At 35.5% G+C, this 21,283-nt stretch carries 17 protein-coding genes; 15 read left to right on the forward strand and 2 right to left on the reverse strand.

The annotated features are described in order from the left end of the window. Positions 1-102 precede the first annotated feature (102 nt). From QM491_RS08190 to QM491_RS08250, 13 genes are all read left to right on the forward strand, one after another. Entirely contained in the window at positions 103-1,125 is a 1,023-nt protein-coding gene (locus QM491_RS08190; RefSeq protein ID WP_283327017.1) for a DHH family phosphoesterase, read from the forward strand. Between the two features lie 33 nt (positions 1,126-1,158). Next, positions 1,159-2,022, forward strand: coding sequence for an FKBP-type peptidyl-prolyl cis-trans isomerase (locus QM491_RS08195; RefSeq protein WP_166550009.1), 864 nt, complete (start codon positions 1,159-1,161; stop codon positions 2,020-2,022). A gap of 282 nt (positions 2,023-2,304) precedes the next feature. Then, complete coding sequence (locus QM491_RS08200; protein WP_283327018.1) at positions 2,305-3,183, forward strand: FKBP-type peptidyl-prolyl cis-trans isomerase; 879 nt, start codon at positions 2,305-2,307, stop codon at positions 3,181-3,183. 212 nt (positions 3,184-3,395) lie between these two features. Next, the gene (locus QM491_RS08205) at positions 3,396-4,286 is read left to right on the forward strand and encodes an FKBP-type peptidyl-prolyl cis-trans isomerase (protein WP_283327019.1); all 891 of its coding nucleotides are present in this window, start codon (positions 3,396-3,398) and stop codon (positions 4,284-4,286) included. 126 nt (positions 4,287-4,412) lie between these two features. Next, positions 4,413-4,994, forward strand: coding sequence for a non-canonical purine NTP diphosphatase (locus QM491_RS08210; RefSeq protein WP_283327020.1), 582 nt, complete (start codon positions 4,413-4,415; stop codon positions 4,992-4,994). A gap of 405 nt (positions 4,995-5,399) precedes the next feature. Further along, entirely contained in the window at positions 5,400-7,958 is a 2,559-nt protein-coding gene (locus QM491_RS08215; protein WP_283327021.1) for a DUF5686 and carboxypeptidase-like regulatory domain-containing protein, read from the forward strand. Between the two features lie 2,070 nt (positions 7,959-10,028). Continuing rightward, a complete protein-coding gene (locus tag QM491_RS08220; RefSeq protein WP_283327022.1) occupies positions 10,029-11,171 on the forward strand; it encodes a sensor histidine kinase in 1,143 nt (380 codons plus the stop codon). Continuing rightward, positions 11,168-11,950 carry a LytR/AlgR family response regulator transcription factor gene (locus QM491_RS08225; protein ID WP_283327023.1) on the forward strand — a complete coding sequence of 261 codons (783 nt, stop codon included), beginning with the start codon at positions 11,168-11,170 and terminating at the stop codon, positions 11,948-11,950. Before QM491_RS08220 ends, QM491_RS08225 begins: the two co-directional genes overlap by 4 nt. 515 nt (positions 11,951-12,465) lie before the next feature. Then, complete coding sequence (gene plsY / locus QM491_RS08230; protein ID WP_283327024.1) at positions 12,466-13,107, forward strand: glycerol-3-phosphate 1-O-acyltransferase PlsY; 642 nt, start codon at positions 12,466-12,468, stop codon at positions 13,105-13,107. 161 nt (positions 13,108-13,268) lie between these two features. Next, positions 13,269-14,630 carry a dipeptidase gene (locus QM491_RS08235; RefSeq protein WP_283327025.1) on the forward strand — a complete coding sequence of 454 codons (1,362 nt, stop codon included), beginning with the start codon at positions 13,269-13,271 and terminating at the stop codon, positions 14,628-14,630. Between the two features lie 255 nt (positions 14,631-14,885). After that, positions 14,886-15,722 carry an N-acetylmuramic acid 6-phosphate etherase gene (gene murQ / locus QM491_RS08240; protein WP_283327026.1) on the forward strand — a complete coding sequence of 279 codons (837 nt, stop codon included), beginning with the start codon at positions 14,886-14,888 and terminating at the stop codon, positions 15,720-15,722. A 336-nt stretch (positions 15,723-16,058) separates the two neighbouring features. Continuing rightward, entirely contained in the window at positions 16,059-16,382 is a 324-nt protein-coding gene (locus tag QM491_RS08245; protein WP_095161374.1) for a c-type cytochrome, read from the forward strand. 173 nt (positions 16,383-16,555) lie between these two features. Further along, positions 16,556-16,846 carry a hypothetical protein gene (locus tag QM491_RS08250; protein ID WP_283327027.1) on the forward strand — a complete coding sequence of 97 codons (291 nt, stop codon included), beginning with the start codon at positions 16,556-16,558 and terminating at the stop codon, positions 16,844-16,846. 72 nt (positions 16,847-16,918) lie between these two features. Here the strand turns inward: QM491_RS08250 and QM491_RS08255 are convergent, their stop codons facing one another. After that, entirely contained in the window at positions 16,919-17,347 is a 429-nt protein-coding gene (locus QM491_RS08255; protein ID WP_283327028.1) for a DUF5606 family protein, read from the reverse strand. 102 nt (positions 17,348-17,449) lie between these two features. Then, complete coding sequence (yihA, locus tag QM491_RS08260) at positions 17,450-18,052, reverse strand: ribosome biogenesis GTP-binding protein YihA/YsxC (protein ID WP_283327029.1); 603 nt, start codon at positions 18,050-18,052, stop codon at positions 17,450-17,452. 361 nt (positions 18,053-18,413) lie between these two features. Here yihA and QM491_RS08265 point away from each other — a divergent pair, with 361 nt between their 5' ends. Further along, on the forward strand, positions 18,414-20,630 hold the full coding sequence (locus QM491_RS08265; RefSeq protein ID WP_283327030.1) for a peptidoglycan-binding domain-containing protein: 2,217 nt from the start codon (positions 18,414-18,416) through the stop codon (positions 20,628-20,630). Positions 20,631-20,776: 146 nt separating this feature from the next. Next, complete coding sequence (locus tag QM491_RS08270) at positions 20,777-21,226, forward strand: thioredoxin family protein (protein ID WP_283327031.1); 450 nt, start codon at positions 20,777-20,779, stop codon at positions 21,224-21,226. The last annotated feature ends 57 nt before the right edge of the window (positions 21,227-21,283 follow it).

Below are 21,283 nucleotides of genomic sequence, written 5' to 3' on the forward strand. Positions count from 1 at the left end.
TCAAAAATCTCCAAGTGATAAATCATAAACTGTAAACTATTCTCTAACTTTGTGGGCTAATTAACTTAAAATAAAACTCTTTTAGGAGAAATCACTAATAGAATGCAAAACTTCGAAGCCTTTCGTGAGATAATCGCTACCCCACAAAGGATTGTGATTACCACTCACTACAAGCCAGATGCCGACGCTTTAGGTTCGTCGCTCGGCTTGGCAGGTTATCTCAAGAAAAAAGGTCATCAAGTACAGGTAATCACTCCATCTGATTATCCTAGGTTCTTGAATTGGATGCAGGGAAATGATGAGGTTCTTAACTTTGAAGACTCAAAAGCTCAAAAGCAAGCCATAAAATATATAAACGAGGCAGACTTAATCTTTTGCCTTGACTTTTCTGCATTAGGTCGCATTGAAGCAATGGCCGAATATGTAGCAAAAGCAAAAGCTACTAAGGTGATGATAGACCATCACATCAATCCTGAAAGCTTTGCTACTTTTGTATATCACGACACCAAAGCTTCTGCAACAGCACAGTTGATTTATCAATTGATTGTATTATTGGGAGATAAAAGTCTCATCGATATTCCAATCGGTGAAAGTTTGTATGCAGGTATCATGACTGATACAGGTTCATTTAGACACCCAAGTACAACTCCAGAAGTACATCGTATTGCGGCTGATATTATGGAATTGGGAGTAAATACCAATCTAGTGCATCGTCGTATTTATGATAGTACCTCGGTAGAACGCTTGAAGTTTTTAGGATTTGTATTGTCCGAAAAAATGGTGGTATTGCCCAAATATCGCGTAGTATATTTTGTGCTAACAGCAGAGGAGCTTAAACGATATAATTCACAAACAGGTGATACTGAGGGTATTGTTAATTATGGATTACAGGTAGAAGGCATTGTGATGTCGGTAATTATCGTAGATCGCCCAGAAGCCGTAAAAATGTCGTTCCGTTCTGTTGAGCAATTTGCAGTAAATGGCTTGGCATCTAAATATTTTAATGGCGGAGGTCATAAAAATGCCGCAGGAGGAAAAACAACAGGATTAGGTGTTGAAGGCACGGTGGCTAAATTACTCTCAATTTTACCAGAGTATCAAGAGGAATTATTAAAAGTAGAATAGAATTAAAATCAATTTTTTACAATAATCAGAAAAATGCTTAAAAAACTTACCATGGTTATGGCTGCTGCTAGCTTAGTAGTTGCATGTAACAAAAATCGTGTAGAGGTAATCGAAAATGTGAAGATCCAAATTCACAATCATGACGACAAGGCGAAGAAATTAAAAGATGGCGATATCATCACTTTTACTGCCAAAATCTATAATAGCGCAGATTCATTGTTACAAGAGTCAACTGAAGCAAACCCAGCACGTGCTATGGTTCAGCCAGCAGGTGCATCAGGCTTTAAAGGTAGCTTCGAAGATGGTTTGAGATTACTTGCTCAGGGTGACAGTGCAACAATTTATGTACCAGTAGATTCATTGTCAAAAGGTGCACAACAATTGCCTCCATTTATCAAAAAAGGAACAGATTTGAAATATTCTGTTAAAATCTTGAAAGTACAAACTCGTGCTGATTTTGATAAGGAAATGGCTGCTAATGCTCAAAAAGAGAAGCAAGCTGCTGAAGCACGCAAGACAGAACTTCCAAAATTGATTCAAGATTATATCGCGAAATCAGGAAAAACATTCAAAACTACTGCTTCAGGCTTATACTATTCAATCACAACTGAAGGTACTGGCGCTAGTCCTAAAAAAGGAGACGTTTGTAAGTGTATGTATGTTGGTAAATTCTTGGATGGTAAAGTATTTGACCAAAGCAAACAACCAATTGATATGCCAATCGGACAAATGATTCCAGGATTTAACGAAGCATTGACATTGATGAAAAAAGGTGGAAAAGCAACATTCGTGATCCCTCCAGCAATTGGTTATGGCGAGCAAGGACAAGGCCCAATCCCAGGCAACTCTGCTTTGGTATTCGAGGTTGAAGTAATTGATTTCACAGCGTCAAAATAATATCAAGGTTGTAAGTAATTACGCGATAAAAGTGTAGGCGGTATTCTCGGATACATCTTACACTTTTGTCTGTTTTTGGAAATCCCTTCATTCTAAAGTGCAAAACTGCTAATTTTAACAGTTTTTAACAGCCAAGTAGCACTATTCCACAAATGCTTGTCGTTATTTTACACTATGAAAGACTGTCTATTCCAGTAAAGTGAATACTTTATGTTTAGGAGTTTTCAGTTAAAGATATTCCAAGCTAATTTTTAATCTAACAATCTGTAATTATCATCAAAGATGAAAAACATCAAAAGTTTATATGTGTTGGGGCTGTTTGCGATTGTAGTGCTATTGAGTTCATGCTTATCGACAATCGTCTTAGAAAATGACGAAATCGTAAAACAGAACGAAACCAAAATTCAGACATATTTAAGTTCACAGTCACTATCATTTACCAAAGCAACAAACGGTATTTACTATGCTGTTACGGCCGGTGATACGAGTGGGCGCAAATCCTTATCGACAGGAGATACTGTAAGAGTTCAATATGTTATATCGAGATTGGATGGATTTAAATTGGATAGCTCAACACAGACAAAACCATTTGTATTTATGTACGGTGGTAGTACCAGTATCTTTATGAAAATTTTACCTCTAATTCGTGAAAGCCAGAAAGCTACTTTTATTATACCATCAACACAGGCTTTAGGTTCACAAACCTTCCCTAATTTGCCCGCCAACTCTCCAATCAAAGTTGATGTCAGTTGGTTTAAAGCATATAGTGAAAATGCTGATATTGATAGATACGTACTTACCAATAAGCTGACGCTTACTGGTAATTATAGTAACGGCTTAAGATATATTCGTACACAAGAAGGGACTGGGGATTATATGGCTTCTGGAAAAATTGCAAAAGTAAAATATACTGGAAAATTTTTGAATGGAAAGATTTTTGATTCAAATGTGAATACTTCAGACTCTCTTAAAATAACGATTGGAGCTAGTAGCGGTTTTGTGACAGGATTTCAACGAGGAGTAGAGTTAATGAAAGTTGGAGAGAAAGCAACACTTATTTTCCCTTCTTCCATAGGTTACGGCACCACAGGAAAGGGAACAATTCCAGGGGAATCACCATTGATTTTTGATGTACAAGTAATTGCTGTAAGCGATAATTAATAGTAAATATTATTTAAAGAGTTAGAAATTAGAGTAAGTAATCCTTTCAAAGAGATAAAGTTATAAAGAATGGTGATTTGAATACAACCATTTTGCTAGCTTTGGTGTCTTTGGGATAAGATGCTCTAACATCTAACTCTTTATTTTTTGATAGCAGATGTATGCAAAGGCATAACATTTTGCAATTTTAAACCCCAATTATTGTATTTATTATGAAAAAACTTTTCTGGTTATTAACGATTGGCTACGCATTTTTGCTGACTTCTTGTATGAGTAATGGCGATCCAGACCCAGCTTCAACAGAGAAACTCAAACAAAATGAAGCAGCAGTAAAGAAATATATCACTGACAATAATCTTACTGTACAACAACACGTTTCGGGATTTTATTTTCAAATCAATAATTCAAACCCATCGGGTCGTGTTCCTGTGGTAGGTGACTTGTCGTCGATTAACTTTGTAATTAAAAATCTTGCAGGTACCATTGTTGATAGCTCAAGAGTTAATCAGAAAATTGCGTATGACTATATTTTTGGAGCCTACAACAGTGTATTCAATTATCCATTGAGTATCATGCGTGTAGGAGATAAAGGTAAATTTATTTTTCCTCAACTTCAAAGCAATGGCGATCCAGTGATTATTGAGATTGAATTATTGAATACCCTTACCGAAAATGAGAATATTGACAAGTATATCGCAATAAAATATCCTCAATTGTCATTTACCAAAACCTCTACTGATTTGCGTATTGCGATTACGACCCCTAACCCTACGGGAGTATCACTCACAGCAGGTAAAACAGTTACGTTGAAATATACAGGGAAGTTACTTTTTGAAATGAGAAAAGTGGATGCTAGCAACAAACTTTATTATGATGCACAATTTGATGCAGGCACTTTTGATTTAACCCTTGGTGCAAATGGAGCTATCAAAGGATTTGAAGAGGGTGTTTCAAGAATGAAAGTTGGCGAAAAAGCAATTCTTGTATTCCCGTCAAATATTGGATACTCAAGTAGTGGTAGTGTCAACCAAAGTACGGGTGTATATGTGATACCTCCTTATGCTTCATTACAATTTGAAGTAGAGGTAGTGTCAGTAAAATAAAGACAGTCAGGGTAGTACTCAACTGTTTTCTTTGTAGTTTTACAGAAAATACCAAAGCCTTCTTCTTAACAGAGGAAGGCTTTGATATGAAAGGTGTAGCCCGAAACTAAAATTTGAATGATTATTATGAAAAAGTTATGTTTTGCAACGAACAATGCTCATAAGTTGCAAGAAATTCAAGCCATGCTTGGCGCACAGTTTGAACTCGTCTCTCTTGAAGCTACAGGATGTAAAGAAGAATTACCTGAAACAGGTAATACCCTTGAAGCCAATTCTTTACAAAAAGCCCAATACCTTTTTGATAATTACGGCAATATCAACTGTTTTGCAGACGATACAGGTTTGGAAGTTGAAGCGCTCAATGGCGAGCCAGGGGTATATTCTGCCCGCTATGCAGGAGCTCATCGTAGCAATGCCGATAATATAGCATTGCTTTTTACCAATTTGAAGGATAAGGCAAGCCGTAAAGCAAGATTTAGGACAGTTATTACTTTGATACTAGACGGAATAATTCACCAATTTGATGGTATCGTAGAAGGACAAATAATTGATGAATTAAGAGGCGAAGGCGGTTTTGGTTATGACCCTGTATTTGTGCCAGATGGCTATGAACAAACATTTGCTGAGATGACTATGGAACAAAAGGCCAGTATGTCTCACCGAGGTCGAGCATTTCAAAAATTAGTCCAATTTCTGAAAGAAATTTAGAGAATAGTGAAAACTTCTTTTTGATTAGAGATAGAAAATAACCTCAATTTTTATTTAACTGAGTTGCATCCAAAAAGATATTCTACGCTCTTAGGCAACCTGTTATAACTTTTTCTTCGTACATATTCAATGTACAGCATATAAAAGGAATAAAGATTTGTGATAAAAGACTATAGACTTATCTTCAGTAAGTTAGAGGGAAAAGTGTCTTTTGATTGTCATACTAATAAATTGTATTTTTAAGTTTCTTTTTCCAAATTTGAATCAAAAATCTCTTTAAATTAATGGCTAGATTAGCCAACTATTAAGTTTTCCGTTTATAAATATCTAATCACAGATTTAAAACATTATCGCCATTTAGGTATTATCCGAGAAATGTTGGAATCAAAATCACTTGTCTTATACATGTGCACTAAAAACCTCTTTTTATTCACAAAAATTTTAACCATTATTATCTTAGCAACCCTAACTACAAAAGCACAGTATGTCATAAAAGGTAGAGTTACAGATGCAAAAAATGGTGATCCGCTACCTTTTGCCACAGTCGGTATCAAAGGTAAAAATATAGGTGCTCAAACCAATTTTGAGGGTATTTTTACGATTCGTGCAAAAGAGCTCGGCGACTCTTTGTATGTAAGTTCGGTAGGATACAAAACACGAACTAAGGCCATCGATAAAAAGTCAGTAAATCAATCCGTAGACTTTCAGCTAGTAGGCGAAGCCAAATCGTTAGATGAGGTATATGTTTATTCTGGAGAAAATCCTGCCTTTAAAATTCTTCGTAAACTTCGTGAAAATAGTGAAAAAAATGACCGTAAGCATTTGAGTGCCTATGAGTATGATTCCTATTCGAAAATGGAACTTGATGTAGATAATATTTCGGAAAAGTTCAAGAAGAAAAAGGTAATGAAGCAAATCCAAGGCGCTATTGATAAATTTGAAAAGATGGCAGGCGAAGATGGAAAGGCTGTTATCCCAACTTTTATATCAGAAACGGTTTCTAAATTTTATTATCGTGAAAGCCCTTCTCGCAAAAAAGAGATGGTATTGAAAAATAATGTAAAAGGAGTTGGGGTCAAAGAAGGAGGATTTGTGTCGCAATTGGTAGGAGGAAATCTTTTTGCCAACTACAACTTTTATAATAACTACGTTGCATTTTTAGGAAAAGATATTATTTCGCCAATTGGCGAAAACTGGAAAGGTACATACAAATGGTACTTGTCAGATACTACCGATATAGATGGGCACATTTGCTATGGAATGGAGTTTGACCCTAAAAATGATAAAGATTTGGTGTTTATCGGAAAAGCTTATATCGATACCACTACTTATGCTTTGGTTCAGATAGATGCAACAGTTGGTAAGGACGCAAATATCAATTTTATTGATAAGATTAAAATTTCACAGGAGTTAACTCAAACCACTGAAGGAGCATGGTTACCTGCCAAAACACGCTTTTTGATTGATATTGCTGAAATTTCAAAGAGTTCAGCAGGTATGCTCTTGAAAATGTATATTTCTAACAAAGACTTTGTGATTAATCAACCAAAGCCTCTTGCGTTTTATGATATTCCAGTCGAAGTAGCAGAAGATTCGAAAGAAACGGATCCTAAGTTTTGGGAACAAGCTCGTCATGAGCCTTTTAGTGCACAAGATGTTCTAGCATCAAAATTAATAGATACAGTGCGTAATGTGCCAATTGTAAGGACGTATGTCGAAATTGCTGAAATTATTGCTAGTGGATATAAACGTTTCAATGGGATTGAGATAGGCCCATATTTGTATTCTGTAGCTTTTAATCGTATTGAAGGCATGCGTCTAAGAATGGGTTTTAGAACTAATGCTGCATTTAGTAAACATTGGGTGTTTAGAGGATTTGCAGGGATTGGAACACGCGATGTGAAGATGAAATATGGAGGAGAGGTAAATTATATACTATCAAGAAGACATTGGACTGTAGCGGGCGTAAGGCATACTTATGACTTAGAGCGCATTGGCTTAACTCCAGACCTTATTGGCGACAATAAAATCTTCTATGCTTTTACTCGTTGGGGGCTTTATTCTGGAGCATTCTATCGTCGAGAAAACGAAGCTTTTATTAAGACAGAGCCTGTCAAAGGCATTACATTGTCTGCGTCTTTAATTCAGAGAAACTTTGATCCATTGTTTGCATTTAAGTATCGCACAGATCCCGAAATGGGAAAGTTGTCTCCATCGAGAGACTATTATGACGATACTTTTTTGACATTAGAGGCTCGTTTTGCCAAAAATGAAACTTATATCATGGACGGTAATGAACGTATTACCCTCGACACCAAGAGAGTTCCTGTTGTTACATTAAGCTATCAGCGAGGTCTGAAAGGGGTTTTGAATGGTGATTTTGATTATCATAAATTTACAGCAAAGGTATTCCAAACATTTAGATTGGGGACTCTAGGTCGCTCGTCTTATTTGTTACAAGCAGGATATACGCCATCAAGTTTGCCTGCTCCTTTGTTGTATCCACACTTAGGAAATCAAACACTATTTTTTAATAGAGCGGCATTCAATACAATGCATTACTTTGAATTTGTGAGTGATAAGTTTGTCTCTGTGCAATATAACCACAACTTTGAAGGATTGCTGTTTAATAGAATTCCTGCTATTCGTCAATTAAAATGGCGTCTTTTGGCAACGGCAAATATACTATATGGTAGCCAAAAGCAAGGAAATCAACAATTAATGGATGATGCCATGCCTATATTTAATCCTCGACATCCCTCAAATATGCTTGAGTCAAGATTTAATTTCTCTAGCTTAGATCCTAGTATTCCATTCGTAGAGGTGGGTTATGGTATTGATAACATCTTCAAAATATTCAGACTTCAGGCATTTCATCGCTTAACTTATTTGGATCATTTGTCTCCATCAGGTAGATTACCAGATAAATTTACGATAAAAGGCTCTGTACATTTTTCATTCTAAGTTATCTTCTCCTATTGAACGTTGTGTTTGATAGGAGTTTTTTTTGTTAGATACCTTGTTCTATTATACTTTACCAGACATCGAAAATGTCTTTAGGTAATATAGTTTTTTTGCGATAAGGTATTTACTTTGTACAAAAAGTTTGTTTCAATATAGTAAACCATAGAAAAGAAATGAACCTTTAGGGATATACGTATTGAGCAATGCGTATAATTAGATATTTTCCATTATTTAATATCATGTAAAATTATCAAGATTCCCCTCGGGTTCATTTTCTGCGGCCTATCGCCATTTATGTGCCTCCTAAAGCCAAAGAAATTAGCTGAAAATTTTGATGATTGACTGTCAAAAGTATCTTTTGACCAAATGATAACTTGCGATTTGATTTTTAAACTATTGTAGATTTATAATTTTATGTTTCGCATTTGGGCGGTTTTGCGAATATCTACAAATTAAGGATTATTATAATGATCAATGGGTGGTTATTAGAAATTTGATATAATCGACCCAGTATTGTTAGCGTCAAAATTGGAAATGATTGATCCCGTGTTGTAGTTAAGGCTACCTTGGTTTTTATTGAATTTTGCAACAGTAGATTTAGAAACAGAAAGTTTATTGTTAGTTGAGAGAGATTTCATGGCAAAATATTTTTAAGAATGTGAATGTTGTGTTAGTATAAATCCAATGGGCGGTTATTAGAAATTTGATATAATCGACCCAGTATTGTTAGCGTCAAAATTGGAAATAATTGATCCTGTGTTGTAGTTAAGGCTACCTTGGTTTTTGTTGAATTTTGCAACAGTAGATTTAGAAACAGAAAGCTTGTTGTTAGTTGAGAGAGATTTCATGGCAAAATATTTTTAAGAATGTGAATGTTGTGTTAGTATAAATCCAAAGGGCTTGATTAGAAATTTGATATAATCGATCCAGTATTGTTAGCGTCAAAATTGGAAATAATTGATCCCGTGTTGTAGTTAAGGCTACCTTGGTTTTTGTTGAATTTTGCAACAGTAGATTTAGAAACAGAAAGCTTGTTGTTAGTTGAGAGAGATTTCATGGCAAAATATTTTTAAGAATGTGAATGTTGTGTTAGTATAAATCCAAAGGGCTTGATTAGAAATTTGATATAATCGACCCAGTATTGTTAGCGTCAAAATTGGAAATAATTGATCCTGTGTTGTAGTTAAGGCTACCTTGGTTTTTATTGAATTTTGCAACAGTAGATTTAGAAACAGAAAGCTTGTTGTTAGTTGAGAGAGATTTCATGGCAAAATATTTTTAAGAATGTGAATGTTGTGTTAGTATAAATCCAATGGGCGGTTATTAGAAATTTGATATAATCGACCCAGTATTGTTAGCGTCAAAATTGGAAATAATTGATCCTGTGTTGTAGTTAAGGCTACCTTGGTTTTTATTGAATTTTGCAACAGTAGATTTAGAAACAGAAAGCTTGTTGTTAGTTGAGAGAGATTTCATGGCAAAATATTTTTAAGAATGTGAATGTTGTGTTAGTATAAATCCAATGGGCGGTTATTAGAAATTTGATATAATCGACCCAGTATTGTTAGCGTCAAAATTGGAAATAATTGATCCTGTGTTGTAGTTAAGGCTACCTTGATTTTTGTTGAATTTTGCAACAGTAGATTTAGAAACAGAAAGCTTGTTGTTAGTTGAGAGAGATTTCATGGCAAAATATTTTTAAGAATGTGAATGTTGTGTTAGTATAAATCCAAAGGGCTTGATTAGAAATTTGATATAATCGACCCAGTATTGTTAGCGTCAAAATTGGAAATAATTGATCCTGTGTTGTAGTTAAGGCTACCTTGGTTTTTGTTGAATTTTGCAACAGTAGATTTAGAAACAGAAAGCTTGTTGTTAGTTGAAATGTTTTTCATGGCAAAAATCTTTTATTTGATGAGTTATGTGTCTAGTAATTAGCTTCTTGCGAAGTGGTGATACAAAGTTGTTCAAAAGATTTTGGCCTATTTATTTTATCGGATTAATCCGTTTATTATCAATCCGAATAGGAAGATTGTCTATTTTAATTTTTTTAATTATCCTAAAAATTCTATGTTGAATCGAACAGCAGATACGGAGAAAGGGACTTCATTGGCTTCGAGAGAGGTAAGTACGCATGTAATAATTTGGGTTTTGTACACAATTTACTTTAGCTTACTGTTACATTTCTTTTATGGGGAGCCTATTACACTGAAGTTTATCCTGTCATCTATAGTGTATAGAATAGGTGATGCCATGCTGTTTTATGGTCTTGCACTAGGTGTTTTACCTAGATTCTTTTCAAAATCGAAAATTTTTCAGTTAATTCTATCATTCTTAGTATTGCTAGGGTTGTATCTGGGTTGGAGGGTAAGTATTGAGTATATACTCATACCAGGATTGTTTGGAGGAGTAAGCTCTAAATTGACGCAGCTTATTTCGTTGACGATCTTTAACGCTAATACTTATGTAATGTTTAGTGTTGGGTATTTCTTTGCTTTGAAGTCGATTAAACAGCAGAAAGAAATTGCTCATCAAGAAATTGCAATTGCGGAAAAAGATGCAGAAATTGCAAGACAAGACGCCGAATTAGCAATTTTAGCAAAAGAAAAAACGCTCGCCGAAATGGCCTTTTTACGTGCGCAAATAAATCCTCACTTTTTGTACAATACCCTAAATATGCTGTACAGCAAAGTACGTGGTGCATCCAAAGAAGCAGGAAATATTATCCTAACATTTGCCGAAATGATGCGCTATGCTACTAGTACTCGGATGCAGCAAGATACCGTCGACCTAGAAGGGGAATTGGATTTTGTCAAACAATATCTCGAACTACAAAGGCAACGTTTTAATAATAATATCTTTATTGATTATGAAGAACAAGGTGACTTCAGCTATTTTAGAATCATGCCAATGGTGCTGATTACCATTGTTGAAAATAGCTTTAAGCACGGTGAACTTCATGACCCAGAGAGCCCTCTTCAAATTCGTGCGATTCTCGAAGATGATGTGTTGACGTTCTCGACTTGGAACTTGAAAAGAAAAGATGATAACCCTATTACTGATAAAGGTCAAACAGGTATTGGTATCGACAACATCAAAAAACGTCTTAAGGTTGTTCATGGCGATGCCCAAGAATTGAGTATAATTGACGATAGGGATGATTATGCTGTTTTTTTTACCTTAAACTTTAACTATAACCCGAACGGAATATGATTAATTGTGTCGCAGTAGATGATGAGCAATCTGCCTTGGATATCGTGGTAGATTATATCAACGATACCCCATTTCTAAACTTAGTTGCGGCCACCACAAATCCCATGGAAGCGGTGGGTGTTTTACAAACTAAAGAAGTTGATTTGGTATTTGCAGATATTCAAATGCCTCGTATGAATGGCATGAACCTCGTGAGTCTTTTTGATGGTCGTATGAAATTTATTATGACTACAGGCTATCAAGAATATGCACTCAAAAGCTTTGAATATGGTGTCTTAGATTATTTAGTAAAACCGTTTTCATACCAAAGATTTTTGAAGGCGGTCAATAAAATGCCTTTTCACATGACCTTGGTTGAAGAGCCTAAGCCTGCAGCTGTTCCTGAGCCACAGCCAGCCAAAAAAGAGGAGTTTATTTTTGTGAAGGTAGATGTGAAAGGAAAATTTCATAAGGTGCTATTCAAGGATGTTGTGTATATGGAAGCTCAAAAAAATTATGCTTCTATTTATATGAAAGATGAACGTATTTCTACTAATCTAACATTGTCAGATTTAGAAAAACGTTTACCTTCAGACAGATTCATGCGTGTACATCGCTCATACATTATTTCGATGGAGAAAATTACAGGTATCGAGGGCGACGAAGTGCTACTCGACAAGGTAGTACGTATTCCGATTGGTGATACTTATTCAGAAGAATTTACAAAGGTTATCGAAGGAAGTATTTTCTTTAAAGATAAAGATAGCGCTACCTTAATTGATAAGAGGTTGACAAATTAAGGTTTGCTAAACATATAGGTTGTTAAAATTCTTTTTGAAGAATCACCAAATCAGGTACTTACTTTTTATTAGAAAACCTCATAAAACAAATCTAAAGGCATTTCTTAGTTTCAATATTCAAGGTCTAAAAAAAGCTGTTTTGTAGTAATACAAACAGCTTTTTTTATATAAGTACTACTTAATTTGTATTTATTTTGAACCCGTTGTATTATTCTAAGAACTTTTATTGCTTAATAGGTTTTGCATAAAGTTTCATTTATTTTTGTTTAGAGAGCAATTTATTATGCAACAAAAGTGCTAAAATTTGAAATCGGATAGGTAAGTAGTAACGAATAGGTTATAAGCTTAGAAATTCCAGTTGAACAGAAGTTATTCGGTGATTTTATGGTAAAAATTAGAGATAAATCTTTACTCAAAATGCACAAATGAAAATCTTCTTGTTTCGAGAACCCAGATGTTAGACATTGCTTTTATTACAACATTCCGATTTTTACTTAATAATCTACTAGCAAAAAATGTTAACCCTACTCGTTGTTGTTTGTACAGTACTTGCCTATTTGTTAGGTTCCATCCCAACGGCTATTTGGTATGGCGAAGCTTATTTTGGAATCGATGTGCGTAAGCACGGGAGTGGTAATGCTGGAGCTACCAATACTTTTAGAGTATTAGGCAAAAGAGCAGGAACTGTCGTATTGTTGATTGATGCCATCAAGGGGTGGATTTCTACCTCGTTAGCATTGATGCTTTATTATGGTCATGTAGTCGAATGGAACGAATGCCAAACATTAAAGCTTGTTTTTGGCTTTGCAGCGGTAATAGGTCATATTTTTCCTGTGTTTTCAAACTTTAAAGGAGGAAAAGGCGTAGCAACGCTCTTGGGTATGGTAATGTCTGTACATCCTGAGGCAGCTTTGGTTTGTATGGTGATTTTCTTTGTCGTGTTTATGTCTTTCCATTATGTATCACTAGGTGCTATTATTGCATCCCTTGCATTTCCGATATTGTTGCTATTGCGTACATTTGGTAAAGAAAATGAATTGGTTATTGTCTTTGGATTTATGCTTTTTGGGATGATTGTAATTACACATCGTAAAAATATTGTACGCTTAATGAGAGGACAAGAAAGTCGTATTTATCTTCGTAAAAAGAAAGAGTAATATTTTAACTGGCAATATAATTCTGATGTGGGTGTTTCATTATGATGATGACATCGGTTGATACCAAACTCGTAATGATAACTCCATAATAACTTACTATATTTGTACCTCCAATTACTTAGTAATTGGAGGTATTTTTTTGAAATCAATCATCAACGTCTATGCAAGGCTATATTGAGCAGAATAAGGAGAAGTTTTTGAATGAACTTCTTGATTTATTGAGAATTCCATCGGTGAGTGCCGATTCACAATTTAAGGATGATGTACGCAAAGCAGCAGAATTTGTAGCTGAAAAAATTCAGATTGCAGGAGCTGATTTAGTAGAGATATGCGAAACGGCAGGTCATCCAATCGTTTTTGGACAAAAAATCATTGATGAGTCACTTCCGACAATATTGGTGTATGGTCATTACGACGTACAGCCAGCTGATCCTTATGAACTCTGGAATTCTCCTCCATTTGAGCCAGTAGTAAAAGATGGAAAGATATACGCTCGTGGTGCTTGCGATGATAAAGGACAGTTTTATATGCACATCAAGGCTTTTGAAGCTATGATGGCAACAAGCGCCTTGCCATGCAATGTGAAATTTATGATTGAAGGTGAGGAAGAAATTGGTTCAGATAACCTTGGTATCTTTGTGGCTGCAAATAAGGATAGATTAAAGGCCGATGTAATCTTAATTTCGGATACTGCTATTATTGCAAACGATACGCCATCTATCGATGTTGGCTTACGAGGATTGAGCTACTTGGAAGTTGAAGTAACAGGACCTAATCGTGATTTACACTCAGGTGTATATGGAGGTGCAGTCGCAAATCCTATCAATGTGCTGAGTAAAATGATTGCCTCGTTACATGACGAAAATAATCATATTACTATTCCAACGTTCTATGATGATGTGGTAGACTTGACAACCGAGGAACGTGAAGCAATGGCTCAAACGCCATTCAATTTGGATGCTTATAAAGAAGATTTAGCCATTAATGAAGTATATGGCGAAGCAGGCTATTCGACTATAGAACGTGCTTCAATTCGTCCAACACTTGATGTAAATGGTATTTGGGGTGGTTATATTGGAGAAGGAGCCAAGACGGTTTTACCTTCTAAAGCATACGCTAAAATTTCGATGCGCTTGGTTCCTAACCAGCAATCTGATAAGATTACAGCGTTATTTACCAAACATTTTGAGTCTATTGCTCCTGCTGGAGTTCAGGTGAAAGTTCGTCCTCATCACGGAGGCGAACCTTATGTGACACCAACTAACTCGATTGAGTATTTGGCCGCAGAAAAAGCAATGGAGGAAGCATTTGGTAAAAAAACAGTTCCAACAAGAGGAGGTGGTAGTATTCCAATTGTAGCATTATTCGAAAAAGAACTACAAGTCAAAACGGTATTAATGGGCTTTGGATTAGACTCTGATGCGATTCACTCGCCCAATGAGCATTACGGATTATTTAACTTTTATAAAGGTATTGAAACAATCCCTTTGTTCTTTAAATATTACACAGAGATGGCTCAGTAATTGACTTCAAAAAGCTTTATTTTTTGCTGTAAGTACCAGCATATAGGCAATTAGCTAGCTTTTAGAAAATAGAATACACATTTTGCTTATGGTGTAATAGTGCAATTTGAATCTGCACTATTACACAATTCAGTATTTTTAGTTCCTACTTTGTACAACAATATCGTTCGATTCGATACTATGGCGGTTTAGGAGTGGGAATCTATTTCAAACCCTTCTAGAAGAAACAGACCCAATATTTTGTTTTGTAAAACTATGTCACAAGAAATCAACTTAGAAACACTCACAACCGAGGCAAGCTCAAAATATAATAACCTCGACGAAATGTCTATTACGACTATTTTGGAAGGTATTAACAATGAGGACAAAACAGTACCACACGCTGTTGAAAAGGCCATTCCACAAATTGAAGCGCTAGTCAGCCAAATCGTCCCAAGAATGAAGCAAGGCGGTCGCCTGTTTTATATCGGAGCAGGTACTAGCGGTAGATTAGGTATCGTAGATGCCTCAGAATGCCCTCCAACATTTGGGGTTCCATTTGACTTAGTTATTGGTATAATTGCTGGTGGTGATACTGCTATCCGCAAGGCTGTTGAGTACGCCGAAGATGATGAAGAACAAGCTTGGAAAGATCTTGAGCAGTACGATATCAACGAGCTAGATACTGTAGTAGGAATTGCGGCTTCTGGACGTACACCTTATGTTATCGGAGGTTTGAGAACTGCTCGTAATAATGGTGTTTTGACGGGTTCTGTTTCTTGTAACATAGGAAGCGAAATTTCAAAAGAGGCAGAGTTTCCTATTGAAGTAGTCGTAGGCCCAGAATTTGTAACAGGTAGTACACGCATGAAATCAGGAACAGCTCAAAAACTGATTCTTAATATGATTTCGACCTCGGTAATGATACAGTTAGGACGTATTCGTGGCAACAAAATGGTGGATATGCAGCTTAGTAATCACAAGTTAGTAGCAAGAGCTGAAAACATGATTATCAGAGAACTAGGAATAGATAAAACTCTCGCCGAAACTCTCTTACAAGAACATGGAAGTGTTCGTAAGGCTATAGATGCTTATCGCTCTTCTTTACGTTAACAAACCATTAACACAGAGCTTAGTACTTTTAGCTTAATATTGTCGTTGAAAGAGTATAGAAAAAATTTGAGAAGTACAATTATAAGATTTTCAAAATTGACAAGGCGTTTAATACAGTTATCTCTTTTGAAAACTAATTCTTAGGATTCTCTAGCTTTTAAAATTAAATTTTACCGAAAAATCAAGAAACACATAGGTAATGATAAATAAATCATCTTTTTGTCTTTATTTTGTATTTCGAGAAGATTGGTGAAATAATATTTGGTAATAGGCTTGCTATCTTAAATTTTATTTTACTTTATTATTCAATTCCTTAAGAAACCCTTTGAATTACAAATGAAAAAAGTTGTTTTGAGCTCTCTAATACTTGCTGCATTTGCGATCAATGCAAAAGCAGAAGATTTCCCTGAAGACATCAAACCATTGATGACTAAATATACTTGTACTGCTTGTCACAAAGTAGATACTCGTTTGGTGGGTCCAGCTTACACAGATGTTGCTAAGAAAAAATATACTAACGAGAAAATCGTTGAATTGATTGCTAATCCAAAGCCATCTAACTGGCCAGGTTATCCTCCAATGGCTGCTATGAAAAACGTACCAAAAGACGATGCTATCAAAATCGCTACTTGGATTAACTCGTTAAGAAAGAAGAAATAAGAATGATACAGTTTCGAAAAACCTTGGTAATGTTGCAGTTATCAAGGTTTTTTGCTTTTAGTACTTCAAATTAATTTAAAGTACAACTAATGGTCTTTTTTTTGTGTTATGATACAAATCACTTTATGTAGATTTACTAGTGGTTCAATGGTTTATATCTAATCGCTACGACTATGCACAAATATCAGGTAATTTTTCAGTTTGAACTAGATGAAGAGTTACTCTCTAAAGTACCTCAACATCGTAACTTTATAGGAGAGTTGATTCAGAAAGGAATCATAGACTCGTATGCGATTTCGGCAGAATCTACTCAGGGCTGGATTGTCATGAATGCTAATAGTAAAAAAGAAGTATTACAAACATTAGAAAAATCACCTATATACCACAAATGGCGTGTAGAGGTGGAGCAGCTTGTGATTTATGACTCACAACTGTATCGTTTTCCTAAACTTGTTATGAACTAGTAGGTAATAAAAGCAAAGGAGTGATAGGGTAAACCTATCACTCCTTTGCTTTTATTACCTATTCAATAGTGCCTATTGAGCAGCAGTTTCTGCTTTTACTTCAAATGCTTCTGGTAGATTTTTCAAAAGAGTATTGAACCAGTTAATGATTTTCTTTACATCAGAAGGATAAACTCTCTCACGATCAAAGTCTGGAGCAACCTCACCCAATATAGCATAAAGCTCTTCGTCTGAAGCATTTTTAGTATTTAATTCAACACCCTCACTATATTTTTCTTTAAGAGCAAAGAAAATATCAGCCAAAGGAACTGAACTATCTTGATGATCAGACATATATACTGAAATATCTTTCAAAACTGATACGCGTGCATTAGCTCCTACCACAGAACGTTCTTTTTTTCCATCAAGGCTTTCTACGATAACGCCAGTACGAGTAGGTTTTAAAATTCTGTATAATCCGCTTTTACCTGAAATATTAGCTACTTCTTTTAGTAATTCCATATGATATCTTAATAATTTGTTTTTACAAAATTAGTTATTTAAGGCTTTGACAAGTGTACTTGATAGGAGTATTTCGTCAAAAAGACATAAAATTATTCTCAATTAGGGTTTAAAACCTTGATTTAGCTCATCAATATATGATAGAATCTCCTCACGACCAGTCCCATTAACGGATGAAGTCACAAAATATTGCGGCATTTCTTCCCATGTTTCTAGCATTATTTGTTCATATATGGCAAGATTTTTATTCACCGCAGTATTTGAAAGTTTGTCGGCTTTTGTGAAAATGATGCAGAATGGGAGTCCATTTTCTCCAAGTTTTTGCATAAACTCAACGTCTACTTTCTGTGGTTCATGTCTTACATCGATAAGGACAAATGTACATACAAGGTTGGTTCTGAGTGTAAGATATTCATTAATCATTTTTTCGAATTTCTCACGCTCAACTTTGCTTACCTTGGCATAGCCATATCCTGGCAAATCGACCAAATACCAGTCTTCATTAATGAAAAAATGATTGATAAGTTGCGTTTTTCCTGGTGTTTGAGATGTTTTAGCAAGGTTCTTTTTTTTCACGATGCTATTGATAAGTGATGACTTTCCTACGTTGGATCTTCCTATAAAGGCATATTCAGGCTTATCAGGCTTAGGACATTGCTGATAAGTGGAATTACTCATTAAAAAAGACGCTTGATTGATTTTCATGACGTTAAAATTTATGGTGAAAAGCGATAAGCCCTCCTTTTTTTAAATTATGGATTTACTAAGTCTAGTATTTTGTAAGAAATAGTAATATATTAGCACAAATAATACCCTCTCAGGGTGTCTTTGTGTCAAATAAGTTTGTTAGTTTTAACAAACATCCGCAAATTTACACAATTTTAATTATCCGCTCTCTTACTCTACTATATAAGAGTTAATTGTAAAATATTGTGACAGATGGGATTTGGTTACGTCTATATGACGTAATTGTAGGTGACGTGGTTTATAAATGTCACTTTTTTTTTATTGTAACGACTCGTAAATTTGTTATTAAATCCTTAACACCTGATAAATTTTTCTAACCATGAAGAAAAATTACTATTCGCTATTGTTTACAATAGCAACCCTAAGTACGGTCTCGACGACAGTCGACGCTCAAAATGACCTACCGCCTAACGCTGTTAATGGCAAGTGTTATGCGAAATGTTTGAAGCCAGCTCAGTTTACCACTAAGTCTCAGCAATTTGTCTCTAAAGAAGCAGGCAAAACGTTGTCTGTTGTTCCTGCAGTGTTGGGTACAGAGACAAAATCAATTGTTGTTAAAGAAGCTGCAAAACGTTTAGACGTAGTTCCTGCTGCTTACAAAACAGTATCGGAACAAGTATTGGTAAAAGAGGCAGGCAAAACTGTAACTGTAATTCCTGCGGTTTACAAAACAGAAACAGAAACTATCTTGGTAAAAGAAGCTTCTAAAAAGCTTGAAGTTGTACCTGCACAGTACAAAACAGTAACAGAACAAGTATTTGTAGGTGGATGTCCAACTGGCTCATATATGGCTGGTTCATGGGACAATCAACGAAGAGCTTTTGTTCGCCCGGATGGTTCTGAATTAGCAGGATCTCCATGTAAAAAATTAGAAGTAGTGCCGGCAGTATTGAAAACTGAAACAGAGCAATATGTAGCTAAGCCTGCTTCAAAAAGCTATACTGTAATTCCAGCAGTGTACAAAACTGAAACAGAAAAGTATGTACTAAAACCTGCATATTCTCGTTTGGAGGTTATTCCAGCAGAGTTTAAAACTGTAACAGAAACAATCTTAGTAAAAGAAGCATCCAAAGTATTGACAGTGATTCCTGGGACTTTCAAAAAAGTAGCAGAAAGACGTTTAACAAAAGAAGCTTCTAAAACTTTGACACCAAATGTTTTTACTTATAAGACTGTAACTGAGCAAGTATTGGTAAAAGAAGCTGCCAAAAAATTAGAAGTTGTTCCTGCTCAATATAAAACTGTAACTGAGCAAGTATTAGTAAAAGAAGCTACTACAGCTTTGGTAACAACTCCTCCTGTGTACGAAACTGTTACTGAAAAAGTAAAAATTCGTGATGAATATACAAAATACGAAAAAGGTAAAGCTGACCCATCATGTTTGTCTGCAAACCCTGATGACTGCCGTATCTTGTGTCTAGTAACTGTTCCTGCTGAGTACAAAACTATTACGAAACAAGTATTGAAAACTCCAGCGGGTACTAAAGAAGTCGTAACTCCTGCACAGTACACTACTATTACTCGTCAAATTTTGGCTTCACCAGCTACAGTAAAGGAAACAGTGATTCCTGCTGAATACAAAACTTTCTCGAAGCAAGTATTAGTAGCTCCTGCTGACTTAGCTTCGGCTAAAGATGTTGTTGCTGAATACGAAACTTATACTAAGGAAGTTGTAGACCAACCTGCTAGAGTTGTTGAAAAGGAAATTCCTGCTGAATACAAAACTATCAGCAAAATAGTTATTGCAAAATCAGCATCAACTCGTGAAACAGCTATTCCAGCTGAATATGCTTCGGTAACTAAACAAGTTTTGGTAAAAGACGCTGAAGTAAAAGAACAAGTAATTCCAGCAGTATATGCAACTCGTACAAAACAAGTAGTAGGTACTCCTGCAAAATCTGTTGAAATCGATGTTCCTACACCTTGTGTAGCTCCTGGTACAACTCCAAATGCTGCTGTGGCAAGCATCAAGCTTCCAAATGGACAAAGTTGTTATCAAGTATTGACAAAACAAATTGTAGCAGCTCCTGCATCTACTCGCGAAGTTGTAATTCCAGCAGTGTATGCTACGCGTCAAAAGCAAGTATTGGTGTCTCCAGCTACAACAAAGGTTGTTGAAACTCCTGCTCAATACGAAACTCGTGTTCGTCAGTTGTTGGCTGCTCAAGCTACAACAAAAGAAACTGAAATTCCTGCTGAGTCAAAAACTTATACTAGCACAGTCGTTAAGTCTGCTGCAAAAACTACTGAGAAAACTATTCCTGCTGAATATGGTTCTTTTGTAACTACAACAAAAGTTGCTGATAACATGTATGCTGATTGGGTAGAGGTAATTTGTGGTAACAAATTGACGGTAGAAAAAATTATCCAAATTCAACGTGCATTGAAAGTAAAAGGATATGATCCAGGACCTATCGATGATGTAATTGGACCAAGAACTCGTGCAGCCTTGACTCAATTCCAAAAAGATAACAATCTTCCATTGGGTAATATTAATATCGAAACATTGAAAGCTTTAGGCTTGAACGATAACTAATAGGATTAGATAAGGATTTTAATAGCAGAGCTCCGTAGCAACACTACGGAGCTTTTTGCGTTATAAAAGGCAGTGCTTTGGGTACAAAGATTTCTGGAAATTTGTAATTTGATGAATAATACCATTTTCTCTTGACATCCACTTTCATGAAACTGTTAACTTCTATACTAAGCTTACTGTTGTTCCTGAACCATTCGCTAAAAGCTCAGGACAAGATAATGCCTGTTGATAATATCCTAGATGCAACATTTTTTCAAGGTACCTATCAAGAAGTATTACTAGAAGCTAAAAAGTTGCGCAAACCGATTTTACTTACTTTTTCAGCAAGTTGGTGTCAGCCTTGTCAAAAGCTTGAAGCAGAAAGCTTCTCAGCGCCAGAGGTAGCCTCATTGTTAAGTTTAAGGTATGTTTCGAAAATTGTAGATGTGGAACAATTTGTAGGCATGGATGTGGCTGATGTATATAAAGTTTCAGAATATCCTATTACAATTATTTTGGATGAAAAAGGTCGTGAACTTGAAAGACTCAAAGGTTTTTTCCCCCCAGATTATTTGATAAAAACCCTTCTTAAATACAAAAAGACCTCTTCAAAATAGGAATCTTTGGGTTTATCTTCTTTTTCAAAATCCCATACCAAAATATTGCCGTATATT

It is taken from the genome of Flectobacillus longus (assembly GCF_030056705.1).
Taxonomy (GTDB): domain Bacteria; phylum Bacteroidota; class Bacteroidia; order Cytophagales; family Spirosomataceae; genus Flectobacillus; species Flectobacillus longus.